14 protein-coding genes are annotated in these 14,834 nt (G+C 70.4%); 8 read left to right on the forward strand and 6 right to left on the reverse strand.

Annotation, left to right across the window (positions count from 1 at the left end):
- The first annotated feature begins 7 nt into the window (after window positions 1–7).
- The 4 genes from AC1DYG_RS04560 (at window position 8) to AC1DYG_RS04575 (ending at window position 4,082) form a co-directional block, all read left to right on the forward strand.
- The gene (locus AC1DYG_RS04560) at window positions 8–820 is read left to right on the forward strand and encodes an ABC transporter permease (RefSeq protein ID WP_477638704.1); all 813 of its coding nucleotides are present in this window, start codon (window positions 8–10) and stop codon (window positions 818–820) included.
- Window positions 821–827: 7 nt separating this feature from the next.
- Window positions 828–1,646: an ABC transporter permease gene (locus AC1DYG_RS04565; RefSeq protein ID WP_477638705.1), complete on the forward strand. Its 819-nt coding sequence runs from the start codon at window positions 828–830 to the stop codon at window positions 1,644–1,646.
- A gap of 66 nt (window positions 1,647–1,712) precedes the next feature.
- Window positions 1,713–2,306 carry a bacterial proteasome activator family protein gene (locus AC1DYG_RS04570; protein ID WP_477638706.1) on the forward strand — a complete coding sequence of 198 codons (594 nt, stop codon included), beginning with the start codon at window positions 1,713–1,715 and terminating at the stop codon, window positions 2,304–2,306.
- 120 nt (window positions 2,307–2,426) lie between these two features.
- Entirely contained in the window at window positions 2,427–4,082 is a 1,656-nt protein-coding gene (locus AC1DYG_RS04575) for a DUF885 domain-containing protein (protein WP_477638707.1), read from the forward strand.
- 34 nt (window positions 4,083–4,116) lie between these two features.
- Here the strand turns inward: AC1DYG_RS04575 and AC1DYG_RS04580 are convergent, their stop codons facing one another.
- From AC1DYG_RS04580 to AC1DYG_RS04590, 3 genes are all read right to left on the reverse strand, one after another.
- Window positions 4,117–5,562, reverse strand: a complete 1,446-nt coding sequence (locus AC1DYG_RS04580) for an LVIVD repeat-containing protein (RefSeq protein ID WP_477638708.1) — start codon at window positions 5,560–5,562, stop codon at window positions 4,117–4,119.
- Window positions 5,563–5,673: 111 nt separating this feature from the next.
- A complete protein-coding gene (locus AC1DYG_RS04585; RefSeq protein ID WP_477638709.1) occupies window positions 5,674–7,329 on the reverse strand; it encodes an FAD-binding dehydrogenase in 1,656 nt (551 codons plus the stop codon).
- A gap of 9 nt (window positions 7,330–7,338) precedes the next feature.
- Entirely contained in the window at window positions 7,339–8,031 is a 693-nt protein-coding gene (locus tag AC1DYG_RS04590) for an HAD-IA family hydrolase (protein ID WP_477638710.1), read from the reverse strand.
- Between the two features lie 90 nt (window positions 8,032–8,121).
- Here AC1DYG_RS04590 and AC1DYG_RS04595 point away from each other — a divergent pair, with 90 nt between their 5' ends.
- Window positions 8,122–9,792, forward strand: coding sequence for a metallophosphoesterase family protein (locus AC1DYG_RS04595; protein WP_477638711.1), 1,671 nt, complete (start codon window positions 8,122–8,124; stop codon window positions 9,790–9,792).
- 33 nt (window positions 9,793–9,825) lie between these two features.
- A complete protein-coding gene (locus tag AC1DYG_RS04600; protein ID WP_477638712.1) occupies window positions 9,826–10,437 on the forward strand; it encodes a DUF5701 family protein in 612 nt (203 codons plus the stop codon).
- Between the two features lie 66 nt (window positions 10,438–10,503).
- Here AC1DYG_RS04600 and AC1DYG_RS04605 read toward each other — a convergent pair whose 3' ends face one another.
- The 3 genes from AC1DYG_RS04605 to AC1DYG_RS04615 are packed head-to-tail and all read right to left on the reverse strand — an operon-like array spanning window position 10,504 to window position 12,930.
- Window positions 10,504–11,406: a sucrase ferredoxin gene (locus tag AC1DYG_RS04605; protein ID WP_477638713.1), complete on the reverse strand. Its 903-nt coding sequence runs from the start codon at window positions 11,404–11,406 to the stop codon at window positions 10,504–10,506.
- Window positions 11,403–12,644 carry a cupin domain-containing protein gene (locus AC1DYG_RS04610; protein WP_477638714.1) on the reverse strand — a complete coding sequence of 414 codons (1,242 nt, stop codon included), beginning with the start codon at window positions 12,642–12,644 and terminating at the stop codon, window positions 11,403–11,405. The genes AC1DYG_RS04605 and AC1DYG_RS04610 overlap by 4 nt, the downstream gene beginning before the upstream one ends.
- Before the next feature lie 28 nt (window positions 12,645–12,672).
- Window positions 12,673–12,930, reverse strand: a complete 258-nt coding sequence (locus AC1DYG_RS04615; protein WP_477638715.1) for a hypothetical protein — start codon at window positions 12,928–12,930, stop codon at window positions 12,673–12,675.
- A 289-nt stretch (window positions 12,931–13,219) separates the two neighbouring features.
- Between AC1DYG_RS04615 and AC1DYG_RS04620 the strand changes: the two genes are divergently transcribed.
- Entirely contained in the window at window positions 13,220–13,567 is a 348-nt protein-coding gene (locus tag AC1DYG_RS04620; RefSeq protein ID WP_477638716.1) for a glyoxalase superfamily protein, read from the forward strand.
- A 118-nt stretch (window positions 13,568–13,685) separates the two neighbouring features.
- Window positions 13,686–14,735 carry an SGNH/GDSL hydrolase family protein gene (locus AC1DYG_RS04625; protein WP_477638717.1) on the forward strand — a complete coding sequence of 350 codons (1,050 nt, stop codon included), beginning with the start codon at window positions 13,686–13,688 and terminating at the stop codon, window positions 14,733–14,735.
- Window positions 14,736–14,834 lie beyond the last annotated feature (99 nt).

The following is a 14,834-nucleotide window of genomic DNA, read 5'->3' on the forward strand; positions in this document are numbered from 1 at the left end:
GTTCCTGATGGGTTCGAGGAAGGCGCTGGCCGGCCTGCTGGGGCCGCCGTTGGTGTGGCTGGTCGTGGCCTACCTCGGCGCCCTGGCAGCCATCTTCGCCACCGCCTTCTTCACCACCGACCCGTTCACGAACCAGGTCGTTCGCACCTTCAGCCTCGAGAACCTCCGCGGCATCCTCACCCCGACCTACCTGCGGATCATCGGTCGGACCCTGCTGATCGCGGTGGTGGTGACGCTGCTGTGCATCGCGATCGCCGTGCCGTTCGCCTACTTCATGGCACGGATCGCACCGCGCCGGGTGCGCGGGCTCCTCGTCGCCGCCGTGCTGGTCCCCCTGTGGGCCTCCTACCTCGTGAAGGCCTACGCCTGGCGGACGATGGTGCAGCCCGGCGGGGTGCTCGACAGCACTTTCGGGTCCAGTCCCGGCTACGGTTTCGCCGCCGTCGTCCTCACCCTCACCTACCTCTGGCTCCCCTACATGATCCTGCCGGTGTATGCCGGGTTCGAGCGGCTCCCCGAATCCCACCTCGAGGCGTCGGCGGACCTGGGCGCCGGGAGCTGGCTGACCTTCCGCAGGGTGATCGTGCCGGCGATGCTGCCGTCCATCGCGGCGGGGACGATCTTCACGTTCAGCCTCAGCCTCGGCGACTACATCGCCGTGCAGATCGTCGGCGGGAAGCTGCAGGTGCTCGGCACCGCGGTCCTGCAGAACATCACCCTCGACCTGCCCTTCGCCGCCGCCCTGGGCACCGCCTCGGTCGTCATCATGGTGATCTACCTGCTGGCGATCCGGCGCACCGGCGCCTTGGACAACCTGTGAGTCGGCGATGAGGGCGGGATCGGGTGCGCGGGCGGGGTTCTGGGCCTTCGCCCTCCTCGTGCTCGCCTTCATCTACGTGCCACTGGGCGTGGTCACCCTCAACTCGTTCAACAGTGACCGGACCTTCGGATGGCCGCCGCCCGGCTTCACCACGAAGTGGTGGTCGATCGCCGCGAAGGCACAGGGGCCACGCGACGCGTTGCGCACCTCCGTGGAGGCCGGACTCGGTGCGACTGCGCTGGCCCTGGTGCTCGGGACCCTGCTCGCCCTGGCGCTGACTCGCTACCGGTTCTTCGGGCGCAACGCGATCTCATTGCTCGTGGTCCTGCCCATCGCGCTGCCCGGCATCGTGACCGGCGTCGCCCTGCAGTCGGTCATCCAGAACGTCCTCGACCCCGTCTTCGGGATCAACGCGGGACTGTTCACGATCATCGTCGGGCACGCCACCTTCTGCATCGTCGTGGTGTTCAACAACGTGACGGCCCGGCTCCGCAGGCTGGGCGGGTCGCTCGAGTCCGCGTCGGCCGACCTCGGCGCCAGGCCCCTGACCACCTTCCGCCTGGTGACCTTCCCCTTGTTGCGTTCCGCCGTCCTCGCTGGGGCGCTCCTCGCCTTCGCCCTCAGCTTCGACGAGATCGTGGTGACGACCTTCACCTCCGGCCCCGGTACCCCGACCCTGCCGATCTGGATCTTCAACAACCTGTTCCGGCCCAACCAGGCCCCGGTCGTCAACGTCGTGGCGGTGGTCCTGGTGGCCTTCTCGATCGTGCCGGTGTGGCTGGCGCAACGCCTCAGCGGGGCCGAAGCGGCCGAGTCCCGGCTCTGAGGCACCGCGTCCCCGCTCTCGGCGGGCGAGCCCCGGCGATGAGGTCAGTGGGGCAGGATGGGTGGCATGAGCCAGACGCCACACCAGCACGAGACCGACCCGACCGGCAACGGCGACCAGCAGCGGGTCGTGGTCGTGACCCAGGACGGCATGGGCGTCGCGCCGCACCGTGACGGTGAGGACGGACCCACGAACCCGGCCGACCTCGTGGAGCAGCCGGCCAAGGTCATGCGGATCGGCTCGATGATCAAGCAGCTGCTCGAAGAGGTCCGCAACGCCCCGCTCGACGAGGCCGGCCGGGTCCGGCTGGCCGAGATCCACCGTCGGTCGATCAAGGAGCTCGAGGACGGCCTGGCCCCCGAGCTGATCGACGAGCTCGAGCGGATCGCCTTGCCCTTCAACGAGAACGAACCACCCACGGACGCCGAGCTCCGCATCGCCCAGGCCCAGCTCGTGGGGTGGCTCGAAGGCCTGTTCCACGGCATCCAGACGGCCTTGTTCGCCCAGCAGATGGCAGCCCAGCAGCAGCTCCAGCAGATGCGGCGCGCCCTTCCGCCCGGACACGCGGCCGAGGGCGGACCGGGCGCCGAAGGCATGCCCGGTGCACCCGGCCTACCTCCGCACACAGGTGAGAGCGGACCCACGGGCCAGTACCTCTGACCGGCCGCCACCGCTCTCCCCCGCAAAACGGCCGTTGCGCGGCGAAACGGGAGTTGTAGCCCCCGTGTTGTCCCGCAACCGCCGTTTTGCGGGGTGGGGGCGACCGGTACGTTCGGGGTCATGACCGACTCGGTGCAGCAGCTGGCGGACGACTTCCACGACTACCGCATGCGGACCTCGCCCACCTGGGCGCACATGCTGGGTGACTACCGGTTCGCCGACCGGTACGAGGACGGGTCGCGGGCTGCCGAGGACGCCGAGGTCGCGGCCCTGCGCGAGTTCGCCGCGCGTGCCAAGTCCATCCCCGACGAGGGCCTGGCCGAACCGGACAAGGTGACCCGTGACGTCGTTGCCTTCGACGCGACGACGTCCGCCGACGTGGGTGAGTCGCACCTGGCCGAGTTCGGCGTCGACCCGGTCTTCGGGGTCCAGGTCGCCCTCGGTGTCACGGTCGCCGGACTCTCGCTCCCGACGGCAGAGGTCGCCGACGCCATGGTGTCCAAGTACCGCGGCATCGGCCAGAGCATCCGCGACTTCGCCGAGCGGCACCGCGAGGGGGTCGCCTCGGGGCGCACCCCTGCGACCTTCGCCGTGGAACGCGCGATCGAACAGGTCGAGCAGTGGCTGGCCAGTCCGCTCGACGAGGACGTCCTCCTCACCTCCACGACCGAACCACCTGCCGGCTATGACGTCGAGGCCTGGCGTGGCCGCCTCACGGACGTCATCGCCGCCGACGTCCGGCCGGCCCTCGAGGCCTTCCGTGACGTACTGCGAGACGAGGTCGCCCCGGTCATGCGGTCCGATGAGCAGTGCGGTCTGTCCTGGCTCCCGGACGGCGAGCAGACCTATGCCCGCCTGCTCGCCCGCGACACCACCACGACGCTCACGGCCGCACAGATCCACGAGATCGGACTGGAGCAGATCGCCTCGCTCGAGGACGAGTACCGCACCCTCGCACCGGCGGTGGTCGGTACCGACGACCTGCCGTCGATCTACCGGGCCCTGCGCGAAGACCCCGCACTGCGGCATACCAGCTCCACCGAGATCGTCGCCGCCTGCGAGACCGCGTTCGCCAAGGCGCGAGGTGTCATGCCGGAGTGGTTCGACCGGCTGCCGGTCGCGGACTGCGTGGTGAAGTCCACCGACGTGGGCGCGGCGGCCTACTACTTCCCGCCCGCTGACGACGGCAGCCGCGGCGGGACGTTCTACATCAACACCGCCGACCCTGCGCACTGGGGCCGCTTCGAGCTGGAGGCGTTGTCGTATCACGAGGGCATCCCCGGGCACCACCTCCAGCTGGCCATCGCCGGCGAGCTCACCGAGGTGCCGAAGTACCGCAAGTTCACGATCTTCAACGCCTATGCCGAGGGCTGGGGGCTCTACACCGAACGCCTCGCTGACGAGATGGGCCTCTACACCAGTCCGCTCGAACGGCTCGGCATGCTCACGATGGACTCCATGCGCGCCTGCCGGCTGGTCGTCGACACCGGCCTGCACGCGATGGGGTGGAGCCGACAGCAGGCCGTCGACTACATGGTCGCGAACTGCCCGCTCAGCGTGGGTGGGGTCAAGGCCGAGATCGACAGGTATGCCGTGATGCCGGGTCAGGCGTGCGGCTACATGATCGGGCGGCTGGAGGTGCTGCGGATCCGTGGGGAGGCGCAGGAACGACAGGGCGACCGGTTCGACATCAAGGCGTTCCACAACGCCGTGCTCGACGGTGGCAGCGTGCCACTGGCCGTCCTCGACAACGTCGTCCGCGACCGCCTGCCCTGAGGCTGGTCCAGTCCGGCCGGGGTGCGCCCTGCCCTTACGGCAGCAGGCCGCTGGGCAGGACCGACGACGCTGTGGACGTGGTGCGCCCACCGGGCAGGTCAGCGGTGTAGACGTCGAGCCCCCGAACCAGGTCCACCGAGTAGACGACGTTGGTCTTGCGGTCGGTTCGGACATCGTGCTTGGTGTAGTCCGGCACCCAGTAGGAGTCCCACACCTCCGATGCGCCCCACACGGCGTGGCCATAGGGCTTGATGTCACGCGGGTCGCGGATGTCGACCAGCTGGGTCCCGCCTCCGTAGAAGCCCACGGTGACGACTCCCGACGGGTGGAAGTCGAACCAGTGCGCGGAGCAGAACGCGCCCACCGGCAGCGGGAACGAGCCGAGGTCGGACAGCTCGACCTTGTCGAGCGGCACGATCGCGTCCGGGGCGCCGTCGAGGCGCTTCACCCACCAGGTCTGGAACGACCCGGCCTGGGTGCAGTCGACCTGCTCGTAGTCCTCCTCGGTGACCAGCAGGACGTTGCCGTTGGCGAGGCTGGGTGCTGCGTCGGGCACGAACGCCTCGGCATTGGGCCGGAACGAGTTGTGGTGGATGAAGTCGTTGTACCCGTTCTTGGTGGTGCCGTCCGCCTCGAACCCGCGGCCGGCCAGTCCAGTGGTGGTGACGACTCGGGGGTGGAGCGGGTCCCGCACGTCGAAGATCGACGACCCGTTGTAGCCCGTGTGCGTCGCGTAGCCGGCCTTGTCGAAGTTCCACTTGTGCCCACCGCTCGGTGAGGCGAAGGGCTGCACCCCGACCGTCGCCGGGTCCCCGTCGACCTCGTGCGGTGCGTCGAGGTTGTCGAGGTCGATCATCGAGAAGTTCGTGCGACCACCCGCGGAGTAGGCGTAGCGGCAGTCGCGGTCGTCGACGCAGGCCACCGTGTGCGTGCTCGTGGTGGCCGTCGCGCTCGAGCGCAGTCGGGGCTTCGTCGGGTCAGTGACATCGACGACGATAAGCTCCTTGCCACCAGCCGCCGCGGCGGTGTGCTGGATGTCGGCGGACACGTCGTAGGTGTCCACGCCGATGAGCGCAAAACGTTCGGTCCCGGCACTCGTCTTGCGCTCGCCGCAGTTGATGGCCTCGTTCTCGAAGACCAGGTTGGGCAGGGTGCCGACCAGCTTGGGGGCGACCGGATCGCTGACGTCGAAGACGCTGAGCGAGTCCAGCGAAGACATGACGAACAGGGGAGCTGTCTTGAGGAAGCAGCCGGAGATGCCGGCCGTCTCCGGGAAGTTCGCCGCCAGGTGCAGGTTCGGGCTGTTCACCAGGGGCACGCTCGTCCCGCCGGAATAGGCCTGACGCGCTGCTGCCGCCCGCCCTGCGTCCTTGCCATGGTCTCCGTGGGCGGAGGCGATGCCGGCCGTCGACGGGACCAGGATGGCGGCGCCCGCGAGACCGGTCAGGACGGCGCGAACGGATGGGCTGATGCGCTGCATGTGATCCTCCAGAGGTGCGGCTCTTGGGGGGACAACGAGGCGCAGCCTGGACAAGTCACGAAAAGGGGCGTCGATCCCGTGGGCCGCGCTCGACGAAACGGCGAACCCCCGTCAGCTGACGGCGGCAGCAGCAGCCCTGCCTGCGGTGCGCCCGGAGAAGATGCAGCCGCCGAGGAAGGTGCCCTCGAGCGCGCGGTACCCGTGCACCCCACCGCCGCCGAACCCGGCAACTTCGCCCGCGGCATACAGTCCTGGCACCGGCTCGCCCGACGCGGACAGGACCCGCGACGAGAGGTCCGTCTCGAGGCCACCGAGGGTCTTGCGGGTGAGGATGTTGAGGCGCACCGCGATGAGCGGGCCGGCCTTGGGGTCGAGGATGCGATGTGGCGACGCCGTGCGAATCAGCTTGTCACCACGGTAGTTTCGCGCCCCACGCACAGCGGTGACCTGGGCGTCCTTGCAGAAGTCGTTGTCGATCTGCCGGTCACGGTCGACGATCTGGCGTTCGAGATGGGCCAGGTCGAGGGGGGCGTCCGGGGTCAGGGCGTTCATCTTGGCGACGAGCTCGCCGAGGGTGTCGGCCGACACGAAGTCGGCACCCTTGTCGAGGAAGGCGCGAACCGGTCCGGGCATGTCGGCCCGGGCACGCCCCAGCACGTCCTTGACCGACTTGCCGGTGAGGTCGGGGTTCTGCTCCGACCCGGACAGCGCGAACTCCTTGCCGATGATCTTCTTCGTGAGGATGAACCAGCTGTGGTCGTGTCCGGTCTGACGCAGGTGCGACAACGTGCCCAGCGTGTCGAAGCCGGGGAACAGCGGCGCCGGAAGGCGGTCGCCGTTCCCGTCGAACCACAGGGAGCTCGGCCCCGGCAGGATGCGGATCGCGTGGGACGGCCAGATCGGGTCCCAGTTCTCGATGCCCTCGACGTAGTGCCACATCCGGTCGCGGTTGACCAGGCGCCCACCCGCGGCTTCGGTGATGGCCAGCATCCGGCCGTCGACGTGCGCCGGGACACCGGTGAGCATGTGCTCGGGTGGCTTGCCGAGTCGTGCGGGCCAGTTGGCGCGCACCAGATCGTGGTTGGCGCCGATGCCACCACTGGTCACCACCACCGCCTGCGCGGTCAGCTCGAACTCGCCGACGGCGTTCCGGTTGGTGGGCCTGCCCCGGTCGGCCGGGTCGTCGGCCAGCAGCGTGCCCCGCACCCCGGTGACGGCGCCGTCACTCGTGACCAGCTCGTCGACCTGATGGCGGTGCCGCAGCTCGACCCGACCCGCTGCGACATGCTCTGCGACGCGTCTGAGGAACGGCGCGAGCACCCCGGGCCCGGTCCCCCACACGATGTGGAACCGCGGCACCGAGTTGCCATGCCCCGACGCCGAGCCGTCGCCCCGCTCCGCCCAACCCACGACGGGGAAGAACCGCATCCCCTGCTCGTGCAGCCAGGACCGCTTCTCCCCGGCGGCGAAGTCGACGTAGGCGCGCGCCCACTGCGAGCCCCACTTGTCCTCGTCGTCCAGCCGGTCGAAACCCGCCGAACCCTGCCAGTCCTGCCAGGCCAGGTCGACCGTGTCCTTGATGCCCATCCGCCGCTGCTCGGGGCTGTCGACGAGGAACAGCCCACCGAACGACCAGTGCGCCTGCCCGCCGAGGTTGGCTGCGCTCTCCTGGTCGACGACCAGGACCCGGCGCCCTGCATCCGCGATCTCGGCGGCAGCGACGAGTCCGGACAGGCCGGCTCCGACCACGATGACGTCAGCGTCCATGGACCCAACTTATGGGCCGGTCACCTCTGCCGTCACCCGAACGCGGCCAGCCACCACGGACAACCGCACGTCCGCGAGCGTGCCGACAACAGCATCGGCGATCAAGTCCGCGACCGCTGTCGTCGTGGAGACGGCCAGAGTGGCGCAACCCGCTGCCCGGGCTGCTTCGAGACCGCCGGGCGCGTCCTCGACGACGAGGCAGTCGGCCGGGTTCACCCCCAGCCGTGCGGCGGCGAGCAGGAACGGGTCGGGATGCGGCTTGCCCTGCGCCACGTCGCTCGCGGTCACGACGACGGCCGGCGCCGGGAGTCCGGTCGCGGCGATCCGGGCAAGCGCCAGCGGGGTCGTGCACGAGGTGGCGATGGCAGCCAGGTCGCTGCCGTCGGTCCTCGCGGCGCTCAGCGCGTTGAGCGCGTCAACGGCGCCAGGCAGGATCGCGATGCCCTCGGTGTCCGCGATCTCGATCGCCTCGATCCGCTCGAACGCGGCATCGACGCGCTCCGGCGGCAGCAACGCCGAGATCACCCCGCGCGCCGGCACCCCGTGGAAGCCGGCCAGCCGACGCGGATCGACGCCCTCTTCCTGGGCCCAGCGCACCCACGACCGGATCACGACGGGGATCGAGTCGATCAGCGTCCCGTCCATGTCGAACAGCACCGCAGCGAAGGTGCGGCCCTCGAGCGTTCCCAGGCTGCGCGGCATACCCCAAGCCTAGGAGGTGCCTGAGGTGACGGGGAGGTGACTGCAGCGAGTGGCGATGGGACCACGGGTGCCGCCCGTTACGGTGGAGAGGTGAGCACGCCCCCCGAGAGCCCACGTCGGTGGAGGCGTGCGTCCCGGTGGCTGCTGCGGCTCGGCGCGCTGGTCGTCCTCTTCGTCGCCTGCAACAGCGGTGGCGTGGCTGCCACGACGCTCTTCCCGAGCAGCGCCGACACCCTCAACTACGGCGCCGACCTGCGGCTGTCACTCAACCCCGGCGACGTCTCGGCCATCCAGAGCCCGACCATCTTCGGCGACATCCGGATGGACTTCGCGGGACTGGTGCCGGCACCCGGGGTGGTCGCCCAGGTGCACGTCAAGGAACGCATCACCGATCTCCTCGCGCGCCCCAACATCTCGGTCCAGTCCCTCCAACCCGGCCCCCTCGAGCTCGAGCGCGCCGCCCGCGGCGGCGCCATCGCCCTGGCCTGGCGGTTCGCAGCGGGCGCCCTCGCCGTCGCCCTCCTCTGTCTCGGTGGGTATGCCGCGTGGCGGCGACGCGCGCCGCGGCTGCGGTGGAGCGCAGTGGTTGCCTCCGTGTGGGTCGCGTCGTGCGTCGCGACGTTCGGCGTGATCGGGGTGACCTACCAGCCGGAACGGCTCGACAGCTTCACGACGACCGGCATCCTCGGGACCGTCCAGCGCAACGCCGACCTCCTGGAGGGGGTCGAGACCAGGGCCGAGCAGGTCACGCCCTACCTCAAGAACCTCCTGGCGCTGTCCTCCGCGCTTCAGGACAAGTACTCACCGCAGGTGCTCGACCAGCCCGTCGCCGCGCGGATCCTCCTGGTGTCGGACATCCACGGCGCCAACCAGTACGCCCTGATGAAGACCATCGTCGAGCAGGAGCGTATCGACGCCGTCATCGACTCCGGCGACCTGGTGAACTTCGGCAGCGCCACCGAGGCGGACGCCGCAGACCTCTTCCAGGGCATTGCCTCCCTCGGTGTTCCCTACCTGTTCGTCAAGGGCAACCACGACGGGCGGTCCGACGTCGACCGCGAGGTGCTGGACCGGCTCGCCGGCATCCGCAACGTCGTGCTGCTCGAGCCCGACGCGCAGACCTTCACGGTCGAGAGCATCCACGGGCTGCGGATCGCCGGGTTCAACGATCCCCGGTGGTTCGGCGACGACAACACCAACAACGCCGCCAAGCAGAAGCCGGCGGCGGCGCGGTTCAACGCGGCGATGGCCGACCAGCCCGTCCCGGACGTCGTCGTCTCCCACGAGCCGTCGGCAGCCAAGGACGTTGCCAGGGCAGGGATCCGGGTCAACGGCCACCTGCACGCCAGTCAGCTCGAGGGATCACGGATCGGGGTCGGCACCTTCACCGGCGGTGGACCGTTCAGCCACTTCATCGCGAGCGACGACGCGGGAGGCGCCGGCAACGGCGACAAGGCGGACGCTGGCGAGCTCACGGGCCAGCCCTCCGCGTTCGACATCGCGACGTTCGGCACCGACTGCCGGCTGGCCTCACTCACGCGCTACCAGTTCCGCAACGTCATCGAAGGACGCCCCGCCTACGACGACGTCACCCTCATCAACGGGTCGCGGATCGAGGGCCGCGCACCCGACCCGGCACCGCCGGCCGGCGAGGGCGGCACCGCCGGGACCGACGGCGCCGACGGGAGCGCGAAGCCGACCCGGGTCTGTGGGCCCGACATGGAGCAGACCAGGGAACGGGTGACCGTCGCCCCACGTTGAACGTCGGCCACCCGCACCGCACCGAGGAGAACCGTGACCGCAGCCGAGTTCGACCGACAGCTCGAGACCTACCTCGAGGCCAGGTACCCCACACTCGCGGGGGTCGACGAGACGGCGTTCCTCGAACTGGTCGAACCGTTGCGAGAGAAGGCATCTCGCGCCATGGCCAGCAATGAGGACCGGATCCCGTTCGCGCTCGTCGTGTCGTCGCAGTTGGTGGGCCCGGACCGGGCGATGCCGACGATTCACTGGAAGGCCACCACCGGCTGGACCGAGTACACCGCCGACGACCTCGCCGGCTACCGCCCGATCCGCGGCGTGGATGTCCCGGAGCGCGCGGCATACCTCGTCACGGACGTCGACACCGGGAAGGCGACGCTCGACGTGCGGGCCAAGGACGCGCTGCCGCTCATCGCGGCCGAGGGCCGCACGCCGCTCACCATCGACGAGGGCGTCAGCCTGCTCGCGCTGTGGCCCGGGATCCTCAAGGAGCGCAACGCGTTCTTCGTGCCCGGCGCGAGGGACGGCAGCAAGCGGGTGGCCGCGCTCTGGGTGAGCAAGGGGCACCCGCGGCTGGGCTGGTGCTGGGAGGGGAATCCGCACACCTGGCTGGGGTCGGCTTCGTGCGGTGGACGCGTGGCCTGAGCGGGCGCGGCGGACGCGGCGGACGCGGCGGACGCGGCTGAAACGGGGCCACGTGGCCGAGATTCCTCAGCCGGCCGGGTCGGCGACCACAGCGGTCCACACGTATGCCGTTGCGCTGGCGTCGGCCCGACAGGTGAGCCGGGCGGCGGGCTGGCTGGTGCGTCGGACGGTCACCGCCGACCGCGCCGGCACCGCTCCCCGGCCCAGCACCTCGACGTGCCAGAGCTGGCCGTCCGCGACCACCTCGCCGGGCACCACGTCGTGGGCGGCCGCCGGGCCGTGTGCGCGAAGTACCGCCGCAAGAGCGGCCTGCACGGGTGGGCGATGGGCCGAGAACCCGCGCAGGTGCTCGAGATCCACCGAACCCGAGAAGTGGCCCTGCACGACGTCGACGGCGCTCGCCGCGTCGAGGCCGCCGTAGACAGTGCCGTCAGGGACGACGAGCAGGTTGGCGGCGAACCGGTCGCCGCCGATGTGGGTGCACTCCCACGTCTGCTGCGGCCAGCGGACCGCGAGCGCCTGGGCGACCGGGCGCCCCCGGACGGCACAGCAGACGTCGTGCCGGCCGTGGGTGCAGACCAGCAGGAGCGGGTCCGCGGGAGGTCCGCCGACCGAGTCAACGGGACCGCGGAGCAGCGCCGAGCCGGCGGCGAGCAGGTCCTCGGACCGCCGCCAGGTGCCCCACTGCTGTCGGCCGTCGAGGTCGAGCACGGTCCAGCGACGCTCCTCTGGTGCTGCCGGGACCGCGGCCCTGCCGGGTCGGCGGATCAGCACGACCCGGCCACCGACCTCCAGGGCGGTCCGATGCAGGCGATCCGCAACCGCGGAGGCGATCCCCGGACTGTCGAGGGCCGCCGGAGCCCAGCCGCCGGGGTGCTCCACGAGCAACCACCGTGTCGCGGGTGCGGCGGTGCCGAGCATGGGGTCGCCGCGACGTCGGGCCGACGTCGAGCACCGAGGCGTCGTCATCCGGGGACGACGATGCCGGAGCGCATGAGGGCCCGGGCGAGGTCCAGCCCGAGCTCGCCCGCCGTCGCGGAGCCGGTGGCCAAGAGGTGTTCCACAACGGCAAGGTCGGTGCGCTCGACAGGCAGCGCGCCGACCCGGCTGCGCAGCACCGTGCGTCCGCCGGCCGCCGGCACGAGGGCCGCCGCGACGTGGGCGCGCAGCGCGAGCTGCGACGACTGCGACAGCTCGTTCGCCGCCTCGGCCTGGGCCAGCGGCGCCAGGGGCGCCGGGCGTTGGGCGGCGCGGGCCGCACCGGCCAGACCGGCGCGGAGGTCGGCGGCGTCGACCTGTCCCAGGGCCTCGATCAGTGCGGCGCGGACCACCTCGACATCGTCAGGAGCCGGACCAGTCGCGACCAGGTCCGTGCCCACCGGCAGGGCCGATCTCAGCTCGAGGGACCGGCTGGCTCGGGTCACCGCGGCGCGAACCAGCTCGTCGGCCACGTGGCGTCGGGTCCACGCGTGGACGCCGACGGTGAGGTGGATACTCGTACCGCCGAGCGCTGTGGCCGAGTGGAGGTGGCCCCGAGGAAGGTAGAGGCAGTCACCGGGGGCAAAGGTCTCCTCGATGAGGGGCCGGTCCTGGGCGGCGTGCTCGACGGCAGCTCGCCGGTCCGTCCACGGCTCGTCGCGCAGCGGCAGCTCGTGCACGGGTGGCCGGATCCGCCACACCTTCTCACCCGCGATCTGCAGGACGAACACGTCGTGGACGTCGTAGTGGTCACTGAAGCCGGTGTTCTCGGGTGGGGTGACGTAGGCGTTGACCTGGACCGGATGGCCGAGCTCGGCTGCCAGGGCCTGGGAGAAGTCGATGATCGGGCGCCAGGTCCGGTGCAGGCCCTGCAGGACCAACGTCGCGCCCTCGGAGAAGTGGTGCAGGACCGCGTCGTCACTGGCCTGGTCACCGATGGCGGCGCCGATCCCTCCTCCGCGGGTGAAGCTGCGGTCCTCGAGCGTCGTCCCCTCGCGCGCCATCCGCAGGAACGGCGTCCGCAGCCCGCGACCCGAGACGAGCTCGTCGACGGCATCTGCGGAGAAGAGGTCGCCGAAGGACGTCGGCAGGTCGGCCGCCCGGCTGAGCAGGGGTTCACGCGACCAGTAGCGCTGCGCGAACTCGGCCGCAGAGACGGCCAGCAGACGTGACAGCACCGGGCGCCCACCGCTCGTGGCGGGCACCCGGTGCGGCGACGTGGTCGTCACCGAGTCACCGACTCAGGGGGTGGGGTCGCTACGCCTCGGCGTCCGCGCCGCCATCAGCACCGCCATCGGCACCACCGTCGTGGCCATCCGGGTTCGCCCCGCCATCGGCGGGACCTTCACCGGCACCGCCGTCGGCGCCACCGTCAGCACCACTGTCAGCACCACCGTCGGCGCCGCCATCGGCACCACCGTCGTCGGCGCTGCCGGGCATGCCCGCCGCGCCACCGTCAGACGGTCCGATGCCGCCCTCGTCGTCGCTTGCTTCGTTCAGGGGGGTTTCGGTCATGGCTGGTTCTCCCTGTCGTCGAGCGACGCCGTGTCACGCCGCTCCCCCTTCCTATGCCACGCAGCCCCGCCCCGCCACTCAGAACCCGACGTTTGCGCAGGTCAGGGCGTCGATCACGCTCGCGCCACCCCTTTATCGGGTTTAGGGACTCTGTTGTGCTTCACGGGACAACGGTTCTCGGGTGAAGCGCAACCTTCCTGCTAAACCCGATAAAGGGGCGGTCGGGTGCGGGCGCTGCGACGATGGTTTGAGCGCCCCACCGACCTCGACCGACTCCCAGGAGGCCCCCGTGGCCGAGAGCATCAGCCCGATCCTGCGCGTGACCAACGCCCTCGCGGCTCTGCCCTGGTACGAACGGCTCGGGTTCGAGCAGGTGAGCGCGCACCGCTTCGGACCCGGTATGCCGGTCTACCTGATCGTCCGCCGTGGCGACGTCCACCTCCACCTTTCCGAGCACCTCGGCGACGCCAGGCCGGGTGGGTTGGCCTACCTGTGGGTCGACGACGTCGACGCTGTGGCCGCCGAGTTCGGCACGGTGGTCGAGGACAACCCGTGGGCTCGCGACACCGAGCTGGTCGACCCCGACGGCAACCGGATTCGCGTGGGCACCTCGACTGGTTCGGTGGCCGAGGGGTAGTTCCTCCCCCAGGTAAGAAGTTGACAAGGGTTCGTCCCGACTTCGTGCTGGGCGGCCACGACCGCCCTCCCAGCCCTACTGTGCGTTCACCGATCCACTGGACTGCAGGGAGATGTCAATGGCGATGACCCGCACGTTCGGCGCGATCGCGGCACTCGGTGCCGCGGCCGCCCTCACCGTCTCAGCAGCACCTGCCCAGGCCGCGAACTCCTATGTGGCACTGGGTGACTCGTACTCCTCCGGCACCGGCACCCGGACCTACATCAACGACGGCACCTCGTGCCAGCGCTCGGTCTACGCCTACCCGTCGCTCATCTCGGCGAGCAAGGGGCTGACCCTCAACTTCCGGGCCTGCTCGGGTGCCACGGTCGCCGACGTCACCAACACCCAGCTGAGTGCACTCAGCACCGCGACGACTCAGGTCTCGATCTCGGTCGGTGGCAATGACGCAGGCTTCGCGGACGTCCTCACCGAGTGTGCCCAGCCCGGCTGGATGAGCGACTGCAACGGGGCGATCGACGCCGCGCAGTCCATCATCAACAACACCCTCCCGGCGCGGCTGTCGACCCTCTACGCCTCGATCAGGTCCAAGGCGCCGAACGCCAAGGTCGTCGTCGTCGGCTACCCACGGATCTTCCAGGGCGAGGACTGCAACGCCTTCACCTGGTTCTCCCCCGCGGAGGAGACGCGACTCAACCAGACCGCCGACCTGCTCAACAGCAGAACGTCGACGCAGGCGAGCGCGAAGGGGTTCAGCTTCGCCAACCCGACGAGTCGGTTCGTCGGCCACGCCGTGTGCGACGACGTCGAGTGGCTCAACGGACTGTCCAACCCGGTCGGTGAGAGCTACCACCCCAACGTCGCCGGTCATCGCGACGGCTACGCCCCCCTCGTGAGCACCCCGCTGACGGGGAGCGCCTTCAAGGTCAGCGGTGCCGCGCTGCGCACGGCCGAGCTTTCGGCCGACCGGCTGGCCACCCAACAGCGTCGGTATGCCGCCGCCGACGCCTCGATCTCGCCCGAACAGTTCCGGGCGCCCGACCTGACGACGGCTGCCGCCAAGGCGGCGGCCCAGCGGGCCGGTGTCGACCTCGGCTCGCGCGCCAGCATCGATGCCGCCGACCGGGCCTGGTCCCAGCGCCAGGCCGCGGAGCTCGCCACCCGCTGATCTCCCCTTTATCGGGTCTAGGGACTTTGTTGCGCTTCACCCGGGAACCGTTTCSGGGTGAAGCGCMCCTTTATCGGGTAACCCGATAAAGGAGGGACA

The sequence above is a fragment of the Pedococcus sp. P1_H8 genome, from assembly GCF_056405175.1.

What these genes read in the sequence shown, in the direction of transcription:
- AC1DYG_RS04575 (WP_477638707.1), top strand. Translation starts at nt 2,427, where the DNA reads ATGACCGACTCGGTGCAGCAGCTGGCGGACGACTTCCACGACTACCGC.
- AC1DYG_RS04580 (WP_477638708.1), bottom strand. Translation starts at nt 5,562, where the DNA reads ATGCAGCGCATCAGCCCATCCGTTCGCGCCGTCCTGACCGGTCTCGCG.
- AC1DYG_RS04590 (WP_477638710.1), bottom strand. Translation starts at nt 8,031, where the DNA reads ATGCCGCGCAGCCTGGGAACGCTCGAGGGCCGCACCTTCGCTGCGGTG.
- AC1DYG_RS04625 (WP_477638717.1), top strand. Translation starts at nt 13,686, where the DNA reads ATGGCGATGACCCGCACGTTCGGCGCGATCGCGGCACTCGGTGCCGCG.
- AC1DYG_RS04560 (WP_477638704.1), top strand. Translation starts at nt 8, where the DNA reads ATGGGTTCGAGGAAGGCGCTGGCCGGCCTGCTGGGGCCGCCGTTGGTG.
- AC1DYG_RS04605 (WP_477638713.1), bottom strand. Translation starts at nt 11,406, where the DNA reads ATGACGACGCCTCGGTGCTCGACGTCGGCCCGACGTCGCGGCGACCCC.
- AC1DYG_RS04585 (WP_477638709.1), bottom strand. Translation starts at nt 7,329, where the DNA reads ATGGACGCTGACGTCATCGTGGTCGGAGCCGGCCTGTCCGGACTCGTC.
- AC1DYG_RS04570 (WP_477638706.1), top strand. Translation starts at nt 1,713, where the DNA reads ATGAGCCAGACGCCACACCAGCACGAGACCGACCCGACCGGCAACGGC.
- AC1DYG_RS04615 (WP_477638715.1), bottom strand. Translation starts at nt 12,930, where the DNA reads ATGACCGAAACCCCCCTGAACGAAGCAAGCGACGACGAGGGCGGCATC.
- AC1DYG_RS04565 (WP_477638705.1), top strand. Translation starts at nt 828, where the DNA reads ATGAGGGCGGGATCGGGTGCGCGGGCGGGGTTCTGGGCCTTCGCCCTC.